The organism is uncultured Cyclobacterium sp. (genome assembly GCF_963977555.1).
In the GTDB taxonomy this organism is placed as follows: Bacteria; Bacteroidota; Bacteroidia; order Cytophagales; family Cyclobacteriaceae; genus Cyclobacterium.
The window spans coordinates 272,505-291,732 of record NZ_CAXBPD010000003.1 but is presented as its reverse complement, the minus strand read 5'-3'; the positions used below and the strand labels follow the sequence as shown (position 1 = coordinate 291,732).

The following is a 19,228-nucleotide window of genomic DNA, read 5'->3' as shown; positions in this document are numbered from 1 at the left end:
TAATCTGATGAAGGAATTAAGCCAATGGTCTGCCAAGGGAGAAAAAGTAAAGCCTATTGTGACTGTGATCTGCACCTGTTACAATCAAGGTGATTATGTGGCTCAGGCATTGGATAGTGTCCTGGCGCAGACTTATAGGCCACTATCACTTACTATTATCGACAATGGCAGTAGTGACCATTCAAAACTTGAAATTAAGCTATGGTTGGATAGAAATTCGCATAAAATCCCTGTAAAATCAATTTATCATAAAACACCCATAAACTATTGTAAATCCTTTAATCAGGCCCTTGCCAATTCAAATGGGGATTTTCTGGTGGATTTGGCCGCAGATGATTTTTTTAATGCCAGGCATTTAGAATTTGCAGTCAAGCAACTATTACAGAGTGAAGCGAAAGTGTATTTTTGCAATGCCTTAGAGCATTTACCCAATGGTGAAACGCAACCTTTTTACCCTACAGATAATGCTGGAAAAGCAAATGTTCCAGTTGTGGAAGGGAATGTTTTTGCTGAGGTGATCAAAAGATATGTTATTTCTTCCCCTACATTGGTCATGGATCAAAAGGCATTTAAGGATATCGGGTGTTATGATGAGCATTTGAGTTATGAAGACTTCGATATTCTTGTAAGAATGGCTGCCAGGTATTCATTTGTTTATGGAGATTTTTTGGGCGTAAATAAGCGAATCCTTAAAGAATCACTGTCTCAACAGCAATACAGATCAAAAAAATCTCAATTACTGCCTTCTACTTTTATTGTTTGTGAAAAAATAGCAGAGATGCTTAGCACAGAGCAAGAAAAGGAAGCGCTCAGACAGAGATTAATCCATGAAATAAAACACGCTACTGTTTCTGCTAATTTCGATGTTGCTTTGAAGATGTTAAAACTTTATAAAAAGGGCTATCCTGCGAATTTCACCTTCTTGTTTTTTTATGTGTGGGCCAAAGTGAAATGTGACCTTTCCCCTTTGTATGAAAAATGGCGGAGAAGATCATTTAATTAAGTTCGTTTTGTTATCCTGCACCAACGATGACTTCAAGCATGTCTTTTTGATCGAAATATTTGTTTGCCATATTCATGATGTCTCTACCGTCAAAATGCGTGATGTACTCAAGAAGCTGCGTGTAGTAATCAAAATTTAACCCCTGGAAATGCACCTGTTGAAAATGATTCATTTGATCAAAGGGGCTACTGAAATTTGACAAAAGACTTCCTGCCAAATAATTTTTGATAATTTCTAGTTCAACTGCAGCTACCGGTTCTGTTTTTAAGCGTTCGATTTCTTTGTAAACTTCTTGAATTACTGCTTCACCATAGCCCCCCTTTACATCAGCAACAGTCATCCAGTATTCATTTCCATTCAATTCCCCAAGAAAGCTGTTGATACCATAAGTGTAGCCTTTTTCTTCCCTGATATTTTTAATTAGCCTACTGCCAAAATACCCACCAAGAAGGGTGTTTAGTACGTATAAGGCAGGGTAATCTGGATGAGATTTAGGTACCATCCATTTGGCAATTCTTATGCTTGACTGTAAAGCCTCCGCTTTGTTCTCTACTTTTTTTGAGGAAAGGATTTCACCAGTAGGGAGGTGAATAGGGAGTTCAGCGGACAAAGGTAAATCGCTGAATGAACTTTCAATTTGATTTAATTCCTCCCTAGTGAGGTGACCAGTTAAGAAAATCTGGGGTGCAATTAAAAATTCCTTGTGGTAATATTGGCTAAGGTCATCCTTATTGATAGCATCCACATCTTTTTCACTAACCTGAAAGCCGAAGGGATGGTCTTTGTGAAAAAGACTTCCTCGGATCAACTGATTAGCGCGAGCCGAGGTTTGTTCATTTTTAATGCTGATGCTTAATTTTTTCTGTGATTTTCGCTTGTTGAGCTCTTTTTCCGGGAAGGTAGCATCAGTGAACAGGGACCTAAAAACAGGCAATACTTCTAGGAGGTGTTTCTTGGTAGTAAGAAGGCTCAGTCCCTGCTTTTCATAACTGGATATAATGTCAACTTCAGAAGCATGAAAATCAAAAAAATCATCTAGTTTTTCAGCATCCATTGTATTTGTTCCCTCCAGCAGCATGTGGAGCATAAAGAAAGGTAACAAAGGCTTATAAGGTTCTTTCTCTGTGTTTTTAAGAGAAAAAACGATCTCAATTTTTACTGCCTCTATGTTTGGAAATGGGATGTAGTACAGTGGTGTTCCATTGATCAAAACCCTCCCTTGAGGTGGGTTAAGGTGAATTTTTTCAGGAAAACTAAAAGGAGGGGCCTGACTTCGGTCTATGCTCATTTCTGGACGTTGTATTGCAGGCTAAATCTAAGCGTTTCTGCCAAAGGATGGTTTTGAACCGAAGGGACGAGGTAGGAAAAATCAAATCCAAGACGGTTGTATTTAAAGCCTACACCCATAGTAAAGTACCTTCGGCCTCCTTTATTTGGGTTTTCGTAAAAGTAACCAGCCCTGAGTGCAAATTTATCATCATAGGAATATTCAGTACCAAATGAAATCATCACTTCTTGTAATTCCTCACTGAATCCATCCGGAGCATCCACAAAGGAACCAAACATACCACTAATTAAAGGCCTTGAAGGGTCTTTACCAGCTTCAATTTCAGCATTTCCCGTGTTTGGGTCGATGACCAATTGTCCATTTTCATCTACTTTATAAATTGGGGGACTTGGCACCATTAATTTGTTTAGGTCAAGGGCAAAGGTGATTTTGTTCATTTCATCCATCGGAATCGTTAATGCTGTACCGATTCTGAAATTAGTGGGAAGGTAATCCAGGTCATCCGCACTGTTATAGGTGATTTTGGGTCCAATATTGGAAAGATTTATTCCCCACGAAAGGGTTCCTTCTTTATCCGAAATCAATATTTCTGAAGTATGGTAAACCCCTACATCTGTACCTACTGATACACCTGGTCTGCCTTCGTTGCCTCCTGATGAACTAATATTTCCCGAAAGGTTGGAATGTATAAATCTTGCACTAATCCCTAAAGATAAATTTTGAGAGAGTTTTCTGGAATAAGTACCGCCAATTGCTATGTCTCTAGGGCTAAATGCTCCCAGAGAATTTCCGCGACCATCTGTTAATTCAATATCGCCCATATTAAAATACCTGAGGTCAATACCGAAAGCAGAAACATCATCAATTTTTTTGTATCCGGTAAGGTAGTTTAAAGACATGTCTGGAACCAATCTGCCCAACCAGGGTGAATAGGACAATGAAAATCCCATGTCATCTTCTATAAACGCGAGTTTAGCAGCATTCCACTGAGCCGAATTGGCGTCAGGCGAAGTAGCTACCCCTACATCACCCATTGCTGAATGCCTACTATCAGGTGCGAAATTCAAGAATGGGACTGCAGTAATTAGGACCCTTCGGCCTCCGTCTTGTCTTGAAAGTACGACAGAATTCTGAGCTAAGGTAGCGACCTGAAAGGAGCCGAATACCAACAAAAAAGTAAAAATTGGGAGACTGTTTTTAATTGCTTTCATTGAATAATGATTTTACCTGCTAGTACATCCGAAGTTGCATCCTCTTCAGAATATAGATTTAAATTGTAAAGATAAGTTCCTTTTATTAGATTTTTGGACTTACTGTTCAAAAATATCCATTGGATATCTAATATTGACCGTTCAGCTTTTGGAAAACGTCCTTGGTAAGAAAATATTTCAGTTCCTTGCAAAGAAAATATACTTAAGTTTAGATTTAAGGTTTCTCCCGGACGATTGTGAGCTATTTTAAAGTTGAATTGATCAATTGAAGGATTTGGGTATACCAAAAGGTTTTCTATTTTGAGTTGGTTGCTGCCTATTACTTCCACATTTTCAATGTGATGGGTTGTATTTCCCAACTGATCTGTAGCAGAAAAAATAAGCTTGTTTGTTCCTTCTTTTAAGCCATTTACCCAAGCGTTGATTCTGCCTGATTTGTAACTCCCGTTTACGGCAGTATATTCACTGGTTAGGGATAGGATTTTGGCATCATTTACCTGAAGTGATATGTCCATGGGATGCTGTGTGCTAATGCCTGAGTCATCAGATAATTCCACCCAAATAGGGGTGTTTTTAAATGAGATTATCGGCTTACTTAAAAGGCTATCCGCTATCCAAACCTCTATCCCAGGCCCAATATCTTCCTGTAAAATGTCAGCATGCTTTTGTTTAGCAACGATTTTAGTAGCCCCAAATGCTTCCATACTTAAGTCATTATGGCTTGCAAATAAACTCACCTGAAGTTCACCCTCAGAATAATCATCCAATTCAGGAAGTAAAACTTCTCCAGTAAAAAGGCCTTTATTTACTGTTCCTATTCCGTGAAACAGGGGTTGATTGTAATCCGTATAGCTGGTTTCAGGGCTTTCGTCACCAAGGGTTTCTTTTTGCTTAGGAGGTGCAATGATGGATATTTCATAAGTACCGTCAAATTGCGTGACATTGGCGCTGGTCAGTGGGTCTTCTACCTTACCATTATATTCAAGTCTATTCAGACCAGATAGGCTATCGATATTAAATTGTGTGTTCACCTCCATCCATTCCTTTGCGGTTGCTTCGTATAGTGGGAGGTCCAATTTCAACGAAGGATCACCTAGTAAAGAGAAATTTCTATTCAATGGTCCATTGAGACTATTGTTCTTTGTCTTTTTGAATATTTCCCCCAATGACAATCCTTCTCCTTGTTTGAAGGCGGCTTCTATAAAGGCTTTGTTTAACGCATAATTAATGCTACTAAAAACAGGCCGGCCGGTAGTCAACATCGCTATAACCCCTTTCTGCTCCGCGAGTAAAAGCTCTTCGGCCCCAGAGCGAATAAAAGGACTATCATGCCTCCCAAATTCGCAAGTAGCGGTAACCATCACAGGGAATCGATTGGTAATAGGCCAGTCTTCAATGTCACTTACAGTGAACAGTCCTTCAGCGGTTAGGTTCAATTCATTGCCATGTCCAATATAGTTAAGGAGCAAAAGCCCCTCTTTTATTTCAGTGATAAAAGCTTCTTTGGCTTTTATCACTGTTTGTAGATTGGCTGTCATTTCCTGAGGAAAATCGTCAAGGTATAATTTTTTTAATTTAAATGCAGGAGATTGGTCATGCAGGTAGGCGGTATGTTTTTCTGAATCCTTGAGGTGAATATTATTGTCTCCATCATCCGCCACAAATAAGAGATTTCGCTTCCAATTCCCATCATTTCCCGTTTGGTAAGTGATGATTTTGTCTACTGCTATTTTAGCTTCTCTGGCATTAATGGCGGGGATTCGCCCGATGCCTATTTGTAGTATATGATCTCCTTCCGGACTTTCCAACCAATCCCCATTCCCTATTTCTAAAAAACCAAAATAATCGTCTGACCCATAGGTGGTTAGTGGGTTTAGGCTGACCCTGGAACTGTAGGTGGGTACTAAGTTGGGCCTTCCACCTAATTTATGTTTATAATCGAAACTGCCTTTCCCAAAGAACAAAACATTTTTTAAAATGCCGCTTGTTTGCCAGTAGTCTGCCAAGAAATTTCTAATACTGGTTATATCTGGATTGCCATAGCCATAACTGTCATAAATGGCATTGGTCAAGACCACTTCGGTGGACAATCCCAAGGCATTTTTAAATTCAGAAAGCCTTTTTGCCTGTCCGTAAAGAAGTTCAGAAGTGATAATGATGAATTCGGGTTGTCCAGATAAAAGGTTCTGTCTTTCTTTTACTTTTTCGGGACTTGCTATTTCAGGTGTGTTTTCAGGATTAAATACGACTATTTTTCGGGAATCAATTACTTGAGCATTACTTGTTTTTAGGTCCTTAACTTGATAAAAATCACTTACATCCCATAATCCTGAAAAGGTAGTTTGCAGTGGATAGGGTTTGTCGTCAGGATTGTAATAAACCCCTTCAGGGAGCAGGGAAGAAGAAAAAGGGTATCCCAAAAGGATGTTTTTCACATATCCTGTGCCATTGGGGTGGTTAGAAGAATAGGTGAGGACTATGTCCTGGGGTTTATTGCCTTGAGGTTTAGGGAAATTGGCATCAAAACTTACTTCCCTTCCTTTGATGGCATACCTGCTGTCAGGGATGGAAGGGATGCTGGCTTCACCGAGGACCTGGTTATTAGCGGCGAAGGTGAATTTGCTTTCTGAAAAGGATTGAGCCATCAATTGCGCCCAAATAGTTACAGGTCCTTCAGAGTTAGCTGAGGGTTGAGCGATGGAGATTATGTGGCTACCACTGTTAAACGTTCGGTATCCATACCAATTTCGTCCTGAGCTCAAAATATTGTCTTCTTCTTCTTTATGGAGGGAAATCTGATACAGCGGTTTTGGTGAGTACAGTCCCTCTTCAATTTCTATGGCGTCACCTACTTGTGTAACCTTTCTAGTGGATGGGTTTCCCGTCTGAAGTAGGTAGTAAAGGGTGTCTGTATAATGGTGCTCTTTTATTTTGGCTTTTCCCTTATCGAAATAGACTTGGTCAGGTCCTTCAAGAAAAAAATACAATTTATCAGCTATTTTAAGCTGTGGAATTTCCTCTTGAGCAAAGAGGCTACTGTCAATTTTTTGATCCAGCATTCCCGGGTGTCCTAAAATCCTGATTTGATCCAGATTTCCCAGTCCCCAGTCAGTGGCCTGTCCTTGACTTAGTTGATAGACACCTTCATGCAAAATCGGGAATTTGTAAATTTGTTGACCTTGCAAGGGAATGAAGTAGTACATACTACTTAATGTCCACATCAAGAATTTGAAAACAAATTTACAGCTTAACCTCATGACCGTCTATCGAGTTATTGACCAATGATAGACAAATATAAGAAAGAACAGCAACTGGAATTCCTGCAAAGCCTAGAATAAGGATGCTCAGCCCTGATATGATAAGCACGAGGTACCTCCATTGATTTCCTTTCCATTTAAAATGTTTGAATTTCAAGGCCAATAGTGGCAATTCGGCAGTAAGCAGATAGGAAAAGAGTAAGGTAACGCCAGCGAGTATCCAAGGGTTTTCGAGTCCATTTCCAATCCAAAGCACTGAAGTTCCCAATAGGGGCAATGTGGAGAAAAACAAAGCGTTGGCAGGAGTGGGTACGCCGATGAAGCTATCCGCTTGTCTTTCATCAATATTGAACTTGGCCAGCCTAAGAGCGGACTGGATTCCTATGGCAAAACCAATATAGGGTAGCCATTCAGAGGTGCTGACAGATTCCAAAAGCAAGAAAACGATAAAAGAAGGCAAGACCCCGAAGGTAACAAGGTCTGCTAGTGAGTCTAATTCTTTGCCAATGGGGCTTTGAACTTTCAGCATTCTAGCAGCAAAGCCATCAAAGAAATCAAAGATGGCTGCTGCTATAATAAAGTAGAAACCATAATAGGGACCATTTACCATTACGAAATGAATTCCTATCATGCCTGAAAGTAAATTCAAGCTGGTTATAGCGTTTGGGATATGTTTTTTTATGGTCAATTTACTGCGTTTTTTCCCACAAAGGGATTGTTTAACTTTTCGAAACCAATTGTTGTTGTTGGCCCATGTCCTGGATAAATGACCACATCATCAGGAAGGTTGAAAAGTTTCTCCTTAATGGCATTTATAAGGGTGTTGTGGTCTCCACCAGGAAGATCTGTTCTGCCAATACTTCCCTGAAACAAAGTATCACCTGCTATACATGTTTTAGATGCTTGATGATACAATACCAGATGTCCAGGTGAATGGCCTGGTACCCAAATTGGCATCAACTCCGTATTTCCGAATTTCACTATTTCACCTTCCTGTAACAAGTGATCCACACTACTTTCTTGGTATTGGGCGAATCCGTAATTGGAAGAATAGGAACTCACAGCCTTTAATATAGGCTCTTCCTCTGCGTGAAACCACAAGGGGATATTATACGTTTTTTTCATAAACGCATTCCCTAAAACGTGGTCTATATGGCAATGGGTATTAATAATTTTTACCGGTTTTAACTGTTCTTTGGTAATAAAATCATACAATATTCCTTTTTCCTGTTTTTCATAACAGCCAGGATCAATGATTAATGCTTCCTTGGTTTCATCAAATAAGATATAAGTATTTTCCGAGAAAGGGTTGAATGTAAATGATTTAATCTGCAGCATTTTAAATTGATTTGAATTCCTGCATCAAAATAACAAAGAATGATTTAATTTTAGGCATGGAAGTGGATTTTTTACTTATTGGTCAGGGATTAGCAGGAACCGTTTTGTCTCATCGACTTATTCAAAAAGGTTTTAGTGTTCATTTGATAGATGATGGTGATCCTAACAGCAGCTCTAAGATCGCTGCTGGACTTTATAACCCTGTAACGGGTAGGAATTTGGTAAAAACCTGGCAAGCTGATGCTCTTTTTAAAGAAATAGAGGTGTTTTATCGCGAGATGGAGGTCTTACTTAATAAAAAATTCGTACATCCAGTAGGAATATACCGCCCTTTTGTTTCTTATGAAGAACAAAATGAATGGGTTGCTAAAAGTGCTGATCCTCAGTTTAATGATTATATAGATCAGGTCTTTTCCCAAACGCGAAATCAAGGAGTAAAGGATCCATTTGGGGGATTGTTGCTCAAGTCTACTGGCTATATTGATACTCGGGAATTGGTCAATGGTTATGAGGAATGGTTAAAAGAGCGAAACTTACTGACTAATTATGTGATGTCAGAAAATGATCTAGTACAAACTCAAGAAGGGCATTGGCAATTTAAAGATATTCTAGCTAAGAAGGTTGTGTTTGCTAACGGCATCCAAGCGAGGAACAATTCTTTTTTTGACTGGATACCTTTTATCCCAGTGAAAGGTGAAATATTGACGGTGAAGCAAGATTTCTTTTCTTCCGAAATAGTTAATAGAGGCGTGTTTAGAATAGATCTGGGTGGAGGAATTGGTAAGGTTGGGTCTACCTACAATAATTCTGAAGTCAATTTGTGCCCTACAGATGCAGGAAAAATGGAAATTCTTGATAAATTAGGACAGTTAATCGATCGTGAAGTGGTAGAAATCCTGGACCACCAAGTAGGAATCAGGCCTGGGATAAGAGATAGATTACCCGTTCTTGGAAAACATCCTAGCAAAGATAACGTTTACTTGTTCGGTGGCTTTGGAGCTAAGGGAGTATCGTTTATGCCATATTTGAGTGATCAGATGGTAAAACTTATGGTTTGGGGTGAGGAACCTCATAAAGAAGTGAACATAAATAGATTTTTTAAGTATATTTAAAACATTGGCTAATAATTCTAAGGCACGTAAATGAGACTTAAATATTTATTATTAATATGGATCCTTAGCTCTTGCTTCACTAGCGGTGAGTTAATGGCGCAGTTCAACAAGGAGAAATTTGGAAAGAACAGGGTTCAGCATAAAAATAAAGAATGGTATTTTTTTACATCCAATAATTTTGAGGTGTACTATTATGATGGTGGACAAACAAATGCACGTAGGGCTATAGAATTTTTAGAAAGTGAATTTGATAACTTAACGCAGTCCATAGGTTATGTAGCTTATACCAAGCCCAAGGTTTTTATTTACAACTCCAAACAAGAGCTGCTTGAAAGTAATTTAAATCTCAACTCGAATAATTTTACTGTAGATGGGCAAACTTTTTTTAGTAAACTCCTTGCCGAAGCAGCCTATTCGGGATCATGGGAATCTTTTAAGAAAGAATTATTATACAAAACTTCTAAAGTAATCATTGAGGAGATGCTGTATGGGTCAAGCATTTCTGATGCTTTCCAGGCCAACCTTGTGAATAATTTCCCGGACTGGTTTATAGATGGAGCGGCTAATTACTTGGCCTATGGTTGGAGCCGAGAAATGGATGACTTTGTCCGTCACTACCTAAGAGACAATGATAATCCGAAATTATTTAAGCTTCAAAATGAAGAGGCTGGCCTAGTAGGGCAGTCTATTTGGAATTATGTGGTTGAAAAATATGGAAGAAGGTACATTTCCAGCATTCTTAACCTAAGTAGGATTAATCGAAACGAAGGAACCAGTATAGCGAACACCCTAGGTCGTCGCTTCAAAGATTTTACTACTGAGTGGAGCAAATTTTACAAAGACATCAATACAGGCGTATTTGAGAACTTTAAAGACATCAATGAGGAAAATGTAATCAACGTTACTTCAAAGAATCGCTTTGGTGAGATTACAGGTATCAGATTTAGCCCTGACGGCAAGAACCTTGCCTATGTAGAAAATGTTGAAGGGAAATTTAAAGTGAAAGTCAGGGAGGTTTCTTCGGGCAGAGAAAAGGTGATCTATAAAGGAGGTTATGTTTCTTTTGAACAGGAGGCAGATTACAGTACGCCTACTATTGCTTGGAGAGATACCCTGAATTTAGTGATAGGCACATTCAAAAGGGGAGTAACGACCTTGAGAATGAGAGCAATCGACGGAAGTAGTCAAGATAAAATATTTCTAAGAAACATTACCCAAATTTTAGACCTTGATTTTTCTCCCGATGGGCGTACCATGATTTTGTCCGCTATAAACAATGGCAATACAGATGTGTATACTTTAAATTTGAAAGGTCAGGGGAGAAGAATTACTAATGATGTCTTTGACAACCGAACACCTATTTACCTGAATGATACTACTATTATTTATGCCTCCAATAAAGTCGACCTGGCAGACAGTTTGTTAAAAGGAGTAATAGATGTTAAAAATTTCCCTGATTACTATAATATATATCAGTTGGATTTGGGAGATTCGGTAATAGAAACCAAATTAACCAATGTAAATCACATCAACCTGCATCCAAAGAAGCTTAACAATGCTACTATTTTATTCCTTAGTGAGCAGAGCGGAATTACTAATTTGATGCGATTAGGTCTAGGGAGTAATGTTTCAAGTCAGGTTTCTGCATTTAATAAGAGCATAGAGTCCTTTGATTATGATTTAGAAAACAACAAATGGGCCTATTCCATTAAGGATGGGAGTCAGAGTAAACTTATTTTGGAAAACTTCCCCAATATGGACCAGTTTACCCCAAGCACGCCTCGGATCCAATTGGAGCAGGCTAAAATTGTAAACGAAAGGATATCCAACAGAAGAATACAAAGACAAGAAGAGGAAAGATCGGTTGAAAATTCCAGTGAAGATCCTATAAGCAGTGGGGAAGAGGATAGCGGCGTTCTATTAACTCCTGCAGATACCAGTGTATCTGGAGTGGATCTGGAAGAGCTTTTATCAGGAGGTGATCCTCAACTTGCAGGGGCCAACCTACCTGATAGGTCCACATCCCTTACTGATAGCGTCCCTTCTCAAAATCAACCCATAACGGCTGCTATCAATGTGGACAGGTTAAGGTTTGAGACAGAGGGTGGTCTTGATACCGACAATTACAGCTTTGATACCATACCAAACCTTTATGGACAAGAGTCCTCTAAGCCATTGGAAGATCCCTCAGGTCTCGCAGACAGAAGGAGCAATATTCTGGATGCCTTTAGGAAGCAGAATATGGTGAAGAAGGTACAAGGTCCAAGAGATTATGTGCCACAATTTATAACAAGTAGTCTCAATACATCCTTCGTAGTTGACCCATTGAGGGGTTTTGGATTAAATATTAGTGGTCAAATGACTGACTTGCTAGACAACCACGCCATTAAAGGAGGGGTTTTAACTGCTTTGGATTTCAAGTCTGGAAGTGACCTTTATTTTGAATACGAATATAGAAAATACAAGCTGGACTTTAGTGGGCGATTTGATCGTCGCTCAATATTGAGAAATGAAGGCGATCTTACCTTCCAAAAATATATCCTTAGCAAAACAGAGATTGGTATTTCATACCCTTTGTCAACAGGAGCTAGGGTGAGTTTGTCTCCTTTTATTGCCAAAACCCAATATTTTAACTTAAACCCAGACTCAATTATTAGAGGGACTGACCCAACCCAAAATCGGTTGGATGTCAATTATGCCGGTGGTCGAGCAGAATTGGTCATAGACAAAACAAGGCTTTTGGGCTTGTACATGGAGCAAGGGTTTAAAGGCAAAATAGGTATGCTACACTACCAAGGGCTAAACCGAAGCGAAAGATCTTTTAGTAATGTCTTCCTGGATTTAAGGAATTATCAGAAAATCCATAAAAACATCACCCTTGCCACCAGACTGTATGCAGGTGGTTATTTCGGGCGCAATCCTCAAAAATATTTAGTTGGAGGGATGCAGAATTGGTTATTTAATAAGTTTTACCAACCACCTTCCAATAGACCAGAGGTTTCGCCTATCAGAAATGAGGACGGAGTCGAAAATTCTAACTTGCTCTTTGCTGAATTTGTAGATCTTCGCGGTTTCGATTATGATGAAATCAGAGGTAATAATGTCATTACTTTTAGTTCAGAGTTAAGGATTCCATTGTTTTCTTACTTGTCTAGGGGCAACATCACTTCAAACTTCATTAGGAATTTTCAGTTGGTTGGCTTTTATGACACTGGTTCTTCCTGGTCAGATTCTGCTCCTTGGGAGCGTGTAAATGATCAAAACACAGAAGTAATCAATACCGAAGGTTCACCATTTGTCATTACGCTAAATAATTTCAACAACCCATGGCTACAGAGTTATGGCGCAGGGGTAAGGACGGTATTGTTAAATTATTACGTGAAGTTTGATGCAGCAAGACCAATAAGGAATTATACGGTTGAGAAAACGAGATTTTATGTAACTTTGGGTTATAATTTTTAGATACAAAATCTTTTGAAATGATAAAATCAATGACAGGCTTTGGCCTGGCAGTATATGAGGACGCTAATTTTACAGTTCAAGTAGAAGTTAAAACCTTAAATTCCAAGTTTTTAGACCTGAATTTCAGAGCTCCAAAACAGTTTTCAGAAAAGGAAACAGAAGTAAAAAGCATTGTTTCTAGCATTCTTGAAAGAGGGAAAGTCAATGTTTCCATTGATTTTAGTGCCAAAAAAGAAGACGACCTTCCTATAATAATACAAGAGGAGCTCTTTCAAAGGTATTACGAGAAATATGCAGGAATGGCCGAAATGGTCAAAGGTTCGACCACAGATATATTCAAATTGGCCCTACAGTCTCCAGGAGTCACTACTGTGAATGTAGAGAAGTCTAATTACAATGAAGCCTGGAAAATTATTTTACCAGTTCTTGCAGAAGCTTTGAAAGACTGCGACCAATTTAGAATCGATGAAGGCGCTGTGCTAATGGAGAAATTTCAAGAAAGCCTTGCTGTCATTACAGAAAGCCTAAACAGTATTAATTCCTTGGTTCCTGTTCGTAAAAACAGGCTTATAGAGAAGATTAGAGATAATTTTTCTGAATGGGTAAAGGATCAGGATTTTGATAAAAACCGATTTGAGCAAGAACTTATCTATTATTTTGAGAAGTTAGACATCACGGAAGAGGTTGTTAGGTTAGAGGCTCATTTGAACCTTTTTGCAGAGGTGTTAAGGTCAAATAAATCTGAAGGGAAGAAGATGGGTTTCGTAAGTCAAGAAATGGGTAGAGAAATCAATACCATAGGGTCCAAGGCAAACGATTCCTCCATACAACACTATGTAATCAATATGAAAGATGAATTGGAGAAGATCAAAGAACAGGCTTTGAACATCATTTAGTGAGGGTAGCAGATGCTTTCCTACAAGAATGCAATTTTTTTATGTTTAAAAGGTAAGTGGTGATGTTCTACTTACCTTTTATTGTTTAATTCATCCCTTAAAAAATTTGCTATTTGTTCGCTTAGGTTTTTATATCCTTGATTGGTATAATGTACATCATCTGGCCCTTTACCATATTGTTTGTGGATAGGGATGGTTTGCCTGTAAATATCATTTACGACAATCGAATGTTTTTTCATGACTTTTTTTGCAGCAGCATTATAGCGGATGGCATCCTTGCTATAGCGTCCAGCTTCCTCTTTAGGGACATAGGAGGTAGTTACAAAGATTAATTTAGCGTCAGAGATTGCCTTTAATTTGGAGACAATTGAATCAAGATTTACAACATATTCTTCCAGGGAAAAAGTGATTTGCCCATTTATTTTATCTCTATTACCTTGGACTTTTGAATCTGGATGGCGGTAGCATAAGTCCCATAATCCCCAATTGAATTGTACAATGTCCCATTGCTCATCTCCAATCCATTCAGCGATTTTCTCCAGACCTGTTCCAGTATGCTGGGCATTTCCTGGATTATGAAAAACAATTGCCTCGTTTTCTAATTTATCCCTCACATAAGGAGTATATCCAATGGAAATTGAATCTCCAATAATAAGGATTTTAGGTTTATTTTGATGAAAACTCGTTATGGGAATTATTAGAATAAGGATAATTAAGGATTTGATTTTGCATGTTCTCATATTAAAATATTGGAATATATACATTATATGATCCTCTATTATAGTTAACCTCGTTATTCCTCATTGTACAAGCGTTTATCACTCTTGGAAAGGGATAACTTCAAATTCGATGGCAAGGGAGTATTCTCATTCTCCTTAAATCTTAAATTTCTGAAGTAGCTTTTCTTTAGAAGGGAAAATCTTTTCCCTGATCTATGTTTGCCAAGTACCTAAACTAGGATTATTTTTTTAATTGAGCAATTTTATCTCTTTGGATGACTATCAAGTACTGATATTTCTATGTTAGAGCTTGCTATAATTCAAGGGAACAAAATTTAGAAAATTATTTGGGCACTGACTTTGACAGCAAATGGTTTGGTTGCAGGGTCATCCAGATAGGTCATCCGGTGAAAGAAATCCACTCTAAAAAATTTAAAAATATTCTCAACACCATATCCTAGTTCCAGGTAGGGCTGCGTAGGGTCAAGGCTTCCAAAAGGTTGTAAAGCAAAGCCTTCAGGATCCATCACCGGTGCATGAGACTTATTGGCCTCACTAGCCGAACCAAAAAGCACATTGGCATTGGCTACAGCTCTCCATTTTAATTTTCTAATCAATGGAATCTTATTCAAAAGAAAACCTTCAAAAAAGTGCCTATATCGAATACTAAAGTATTGATCGGAAGCAAATTCATTGAAATTCATCGTGTTGAATGCTGCGGAAGTATAAAACAAAGTTTCATTTCCTAAGTGGTTTTCCATTATAGGATAGGGCACTTCCCCGAAAACCTTACCTGCTTCCGCTTCATATCTGGAAATACCTAACATGCCCATGTTTAGTTTTTGAGAAATGGTCAGATTCAATTTGGAGTAATCGTATTCGCCTTTTAGCCATTTAAAACCCTGAGAATAATTAAGTGCGAAAATTGGCCAACGGGAAGGTCCTAAAGAAATCCTTTCATTGTCATTAATGATGAAGGTTTCGTCTCTTCCATACCGAATGCCTACTTTAGCTTCAGTGGTTCTGTATTCTGTTATAAGCTCAGAATCTCCCTCATTGTCCATGTGGTAGAAATTGAACAAAGGGTCAAAATGATTTGATTTAAGTCCTCCTGAAAGGGTTAGCCCTTTGAATAATTCTCTTTTAATGTCGAGTCGATGGTTGGTAGATATAAAAGGTTTTCTTAGTGTGCCAAATCTACTTGCGGCCAAGAAAACACTATTCCCATCCAAATTTTCCATCTCCAGTCCAACCTGGTCTATTTCTTTTTGAGTTGATAATTTTACAGTAGTCCACCTCTCCCTGTCCAAAATTCTGGTTACTGCTCCTTCATATTTCCAGCGTTGGTCCAGTAGACCATAAGCAACATAGCCCATAAGTGACCATTTATTACTGAATTTCGAATTGGTTCGTAAACCTGCACCTAACCTTATTCCTTCTACATTATTGTAATTAAAGAAACCGGGCCAAGGCCCCAGATCAAACTTGCCAATTGGTAAATAACCAGTAGCGAGAAATTTCAAGCCTTCTGAGTAAAACCTGATTACAGGTATTTTTTTTAAAGTGTCTACCATTTGTAGAACTGCCAGCTCTTCGTTGGTTAGCGGATCCTTTCTGTTTTGGTTCCAAAATTCCTCCCCCTCGGTATCAAAATCGGGTTTAAGAACAACGGCCTGATTAAAAAAGGAAGTAGGCTTTGGGTTCCCAGTATTCACACTGTCAACAGCAGTATAAAATTTGGCCAATAAGCCTGCCGTTTTGGGTGTTATCTGCCCTATTTTTACTTGAACACGAGTCTTTGAAGGGATTAGTGCACCTTCCTGAGTAGGTGATAACTCCTGTTGGATTTTAATTCTTTCAATAAAATTAAGGTTGGCCTCCTTTGGGATCGTAAGGTCTACCTGTTTCAATGCATAGGTATTCTTATTGATCCAAATGGTACCGGAAAATGCCAAGTCCTGTTCTCTTAATGGATAAACTTGCAGGGCATAAACGGAGTCCTCACCAATTTTGACAGAATCCATTAGATCGTAGTCATAAAAACCACGCCATCCATCTGCAATTGGGGAGACGAATTCTTTTTCTAAAATAATCAGCCAGTTTCTGTAAAAATTGTATTCCTGGAAAGCGGAACCGGTGATTTGGGAAGCAGTGGATCCATCTGTAATACCCACACCTGTAACTTTAGATTTTTCTACTACTTCTTTTTTTAGTTCAGGGTTGTTTCTAAAGTAAAAGGAGGAAAGTGTTTCAGAGAAAAATACTGGCAAAATCTTTTCGCCCTCATCATTGGTCAACTGCTTTATAGAGTCTAGAACTGCTGTTACTTTTTGAACAGCTTTTCTTTTTGTAAAGGATTCGGAGACATGGTCAATGTCAATCTCTATTTTGGTGTAGTTTTTTGTTTCGTAAGAATCGAGACTTCTTTTATCAAATTGTTTTTTCTTTTCGACCGCTTTTCTGATAATCTCGAATGCTGGATTCTCTCCTGCCTCAAAAACAAATGCTTCCATTTGAAAGTCAGAAGGTCGGAGTTGAAAATTAATGGTAAGGGCGTTTCCGCTGCCAATGGCTTTTGTTTGAGGGGTATACCCTATATAAGTGGCCTCAACACTGTCTGCGCTACTGTTGCTTGTTATACTGTAGTTGCCCTCAAAATCAGTTGAGTTACCTGTGCTAGTGCCTTTCAATATAACTGAAGCAAAAGGAATAGGGTCCCCTGTCTCAGCATCTGTAACTTTTCCATTAATGACTACCTGTCCATAAGTAGACATGGAGAATAAAATAGAAAAAATTAAAAGTAAAGATTTTGTTTTCAATTTTCAGTCGTTAATTATTTTCTTTGGCAAAAAGTAATTTACCATAGGTTGTTAATCGAAATAAGTAGGCAAAAGTTCTATTTGGAAGAATAAAATTGTTAAAAAATATTATTATTTTAAACTATAATGAAGCCATCCTAAGATTTAACTAAAAGGTTTTCATAGGTCTTTGCTCCTTTGGAACAGGTAATAAGTGTAGTAATTGTGGGGAAATGCACTAAAAAATGGAAATGATTTTGGTAAAATACCTTGTCAAGGTGTTTCCGATTTTTTTGATTAATTGGTTAAGTCCGAGTTAATATCATTTTAAAATAGACATGACCTAAACTGTTAACCTTTTAAAGAACGATTATTTTTGGCGAAAATGTTATACCTAGGTTTATATAGCTGGGTGAATTATAAAAAAATCTTGCCTGTTTGTCAAAGGTATTTGGCTTACTGAGATGGGGATTTGACTGATTTTTTGCTTTTTAATTCCAAATAGATGTATTCAGACAGTGGGAGGTCTGATACGTACTTCGGATAATTTATACCAAGTCAAAGGCAAAACCATATTGGATTAAATCCCAGGTGTCGTTGGTTTCCAGCAGTTCTTTGATTCTTTTTTTATGGGAGTTTACGGTATTCGTTCCTATAAATAACCTGTCTCCAATTTCCTCCGCTTTTAGACAACGCCCCATAAGGGTAAGGACCTCTTTGTTTCTATCTGTTAGCTGCGAAAACTTTTTCTGATTTTTCTTACGGAAAGTCACTTCTTTAGCTATCCTTTTAGCCTTTGGAATAACCCAGGGTTGAAAACCTAAAGGTAGAATTTGGGTAAAGGAATACTGAGTGTTTCCATCACTATCAGGTAAGAAATGATACATTATTATTAATTCTATCTCTTGGTTTTCCTGATGCTGAGCATACCGAATATACAGCTCTTTAGCAGAGATGTCGCTACTACATGAATTTGTCCTTTCAAGAAGACAAGTGTTAGACCCTTTAGGATTGAAAATAAGCTTTCTGTATTCATGGAGTGGAAGGTGGCGAAAAAATTTTTCTGTTAGACCGTATTTTTTCAAGCCAAGATTACAGATAAATAAATTTTGAATAGGCTGAGTGCTTTGGACAATTTTGATGCCCGGTATCCATTCTCCAGCAATTTTTAGCCCATTTATTTTTGTTTCGATAAATTCCTGTTCAGGTGTTAGTATAGGTTCCATTGTATATAGCCTTTAGTGGTTGACTACAATTAAGGAACTGTTTTAAATGGATGGAAATTTTGTTCGTGAGCGTGGCTAGGTAATTCTTGAAGCTTCTATTTTTGGGAGTGAGCAATAAAAGTAGGGAATGGAATTTATCTAATTTCCAGAAGGAATTATCTCCTAAATGCAATAAATTTCCAAGGTCTTATACTTTTTACTATTATTTGTTTACTCTTTTTCTTTTCCTACCAGCTAATGTTTTTGAATTCTCCTTCTGTTACATTAACTGTTACGTTATTGTCTGGATCAATTGCCGTAAATTCAAAGGTGCCTGACATACGTCTGGCTGTAGTGTCAAAAGCCGTTATGATTACCTCGATATCACCAAAGTCGTCGGTATCCGCTACATAGGCATTCTCTTCATTAAGCAGTTTCTTAGTCGTACCGCCTGCAGCCATTAAAGAGGTGTAGGGTGGTTCGGAATCAGTACCTCTTGAATTGATAACGGTGCCTGGTTTTAACCCAGCCAATTCAGGTCCTATCAATATCAGTCTAATGTCTGCAACGGCAGCATCTTCAAGGCTGAAATCTGCTCCTGCAATGGCTAAAACAAAGCCTAGTCCGCTTGAAAAAGTAACTTGATTTGTGACGATTTCTTCAAAATCCTTTGGGTCATTCGGATCTAAAGAGGCCTTAAAATCAATACCATCAATTTTTGCAGTGATAGTCTGAACGTTGTCCTGCGGATTTATTTGTTCAGGTTCGCAAGCGAATAATAAAATTAGGTAAATGAAGCTTAGGTTAATTTTCATAGGGCTAAATTTTTAGGTGGAAGATTTTAATTGTTAAAGCCTAACTAGAATTTTATTTTCAAATAAAATTAGTTGGTTTATTGGTAATGTTTCTCACCATTAATGGTGGTTTTTAATAATCTTC

The 19,228-nt window shown here is 38.1% G+C and carries 13 protein-coding genes; 4 read left to right on the top strand and 9 right to left on the bottom strand.

What is annotated here, in order from left to right:
- Positions 1-7: 7 nt before the first annotated feature.
- Positions 8-1,003, top strand: coding sequence for a glycosyltransferase (locus AAC073_RS05215; protein WP_339922785.1), 996 nt, complete (start codon positions 8-10; stop codon positions 1,001-1,003).
- Positions 1,004-1,013: 10 nt separating this feature from the next.
- Here the strand turns inward: AAC073_RS05215 and AAC073_RS05210 are convergent, their stop codons facing one another.
- From AAC073_RS05210 to AAC073_RS05190, 5 genes are read right to left on the bottom strand one after another with little or no spacing between them, the layout of a single operon-like run.
- Complete coding sequence (locus tag AAC073_RS05210) at positions 1,014-2,291, bottom strand: pitrilysin family protein (RefSeq protein WP_339922784.1); 1,278 nt, start codon at positions 2,289-2,291, stop codon at positions 1,014-1,016.
- Positions 2,288-3,502: a type IX secretion system outer membrane channel protein PorV gene (porV, locus tag AAC073_RS05205; protein ID WP_339922783.1), complete on the bottom strand. Its 1,215-nt coding sequence runs from the start codon at positions 3,500-3,502 to the stop codon at positions 2,288-2,290. The genes AAC073_RS05210 and porV overlap by 4 nt, the downstream gene beginning before the upstream one ends.
- Entirely contained in the window at positions 3,499-6,705 is a 3,207-nt protein-coding gene (gene porU / locus AAC073_RS05200; protein WP_339922782.1) for a type IX secretion system sortase PorU, read from the bottom strand. The genes porV and porU overlap by 4 nt, the downstream gene beginning before the upstream one ends.
- Positions 6,706-6,742: 37 nt before the next feature.
- On the bottom strand, positions 6,743-7,447 hold the full coding sequence (gene pssA / locus AAC073_RS05195; protein ID WP_339922781.1) for a CDP-diacylglycerol--serine O-phosphatidyltransferase: 705 nt from the start codon (positions 7,445-7,447) through the stop codon (positions 6,743-6,745).
- A complete protein-coding gene (locus tag AAC073_RS05190; protein ID WP_339922780.1) occupies positions 7,444-8,097 on the bottom strand; it encodes an MBL fold metallo-hydrolase in 654 nt (217 codons plus the stop codon). Before AAC073_RS05190 ends, pssA begins: the two co-directional genes overlap by 4 nt.
- 56 nt (positions 8,098-8,153) lie before the next feature.
- Between AAC073_RS05190 and AAC073_RS05185 the strand changes: the two genes are divergently transcribed.
- The 3 genes from AAC073_RS05185 to AAC073_RS05175 are packed head-to-tail and all read left to right on the top strand — an operon-like array spanning position 8,154 to position 13,567.
- Positions 8,154-9,209, top strand: a complete 1,056-nt coding sequence (locus AAC073_RS05185) for an FAD-binding oxidoreductase (protein ID WP_339922779.1) — start codon at positions 8,154-8,156, stop codon at positions 9,207-9,209.
- Between the two features lie 30 nt (positions 9,210-9,239).
- Positions 9,240-12,671: a biopolymer transporter Tol gene (locus tag AAC073_RS05180; RefSeq protein WP_339922778.1), complete on the top strand. Its 3,432-nt coding sequence runs from the start codon at positions 9,240-9,242 to the stop codon at positions 12,669-12,671.
- A 17-nt stretch (positions 12,672-12,688) separates the two neighbouring features.
- The gene (locus AAC073_RS05175; RefSeq protein WP_339922777.1) at positions 12,689-13,567 is read left to right on the top strand and encodes a YicC/YloC family endoribonuclease; all 879 of its coding nucleotides are present in this window, start codon (positions 12,689-12,691) and stop codon (positions 13,565-13,567) included.
- A 71-nt stretch (positions 13,568-13,638) separates the two neighbouring features.
- On the opposite strand, the gene AAC073_RS05170 is transcribed toward AAC073_RS05175, so the two are convergent.
- The 4 genes from AAC073_RS05170 to AAC073_RS05155 form a co-directional block, all read right to left on the bottom strand.
- On the bottom strand, positions 13,639-14,307 hold the full coding sequence (locus AAC073_RS05170; RefSeq protein ID WP_339922776.1) for an SGNH/GDSL hydrolase family protein: 669 nt from the start codon (positions 14,305-14,307) through the stop codon (positions 13,639-13,641).
- Positions 14,308-14,621: 314 nt separating this feature from the next.
- Positions 14,622-17,105 carry a DUF5686 family protein gene (locus AAC073_RS05165; RefSeq protein ID WP_339922775.1) on the bottom strand — a complete coding sequence of 828 codons (2,484 nt, stop codon included), beginning with the start codon at positions 17,103-17,105 and terminating at the stop codon, positions 14,622-14,624.
- Between the two features lie 527 nt (positions 17,106-17,632).
- Positions 17,633-18,310, bottom strand: coding sequence for a helix-turn-helix transcriptional regulator (locus tag AAC073_RS05160; protein ID WP_339922774.1), 678 nt, complete (start codon positions 18,308-18,310; stop codon positions 17,633-17,635).
- A gap of 227 nt (positions 18,311-18,537) precedes the next feature.
- Positions 18,538-19,104, bottom strand: coding sequence for a DUF6252 family protein (locus AAC073_RS05155; protein ID WP_339922773.1), 567 nt, complete (start codon positions 19,102-19,104; stop codon positions 18,538-18,540).
- Positions 19,105-19,228 lie beyond the last annotated feature (124 nt).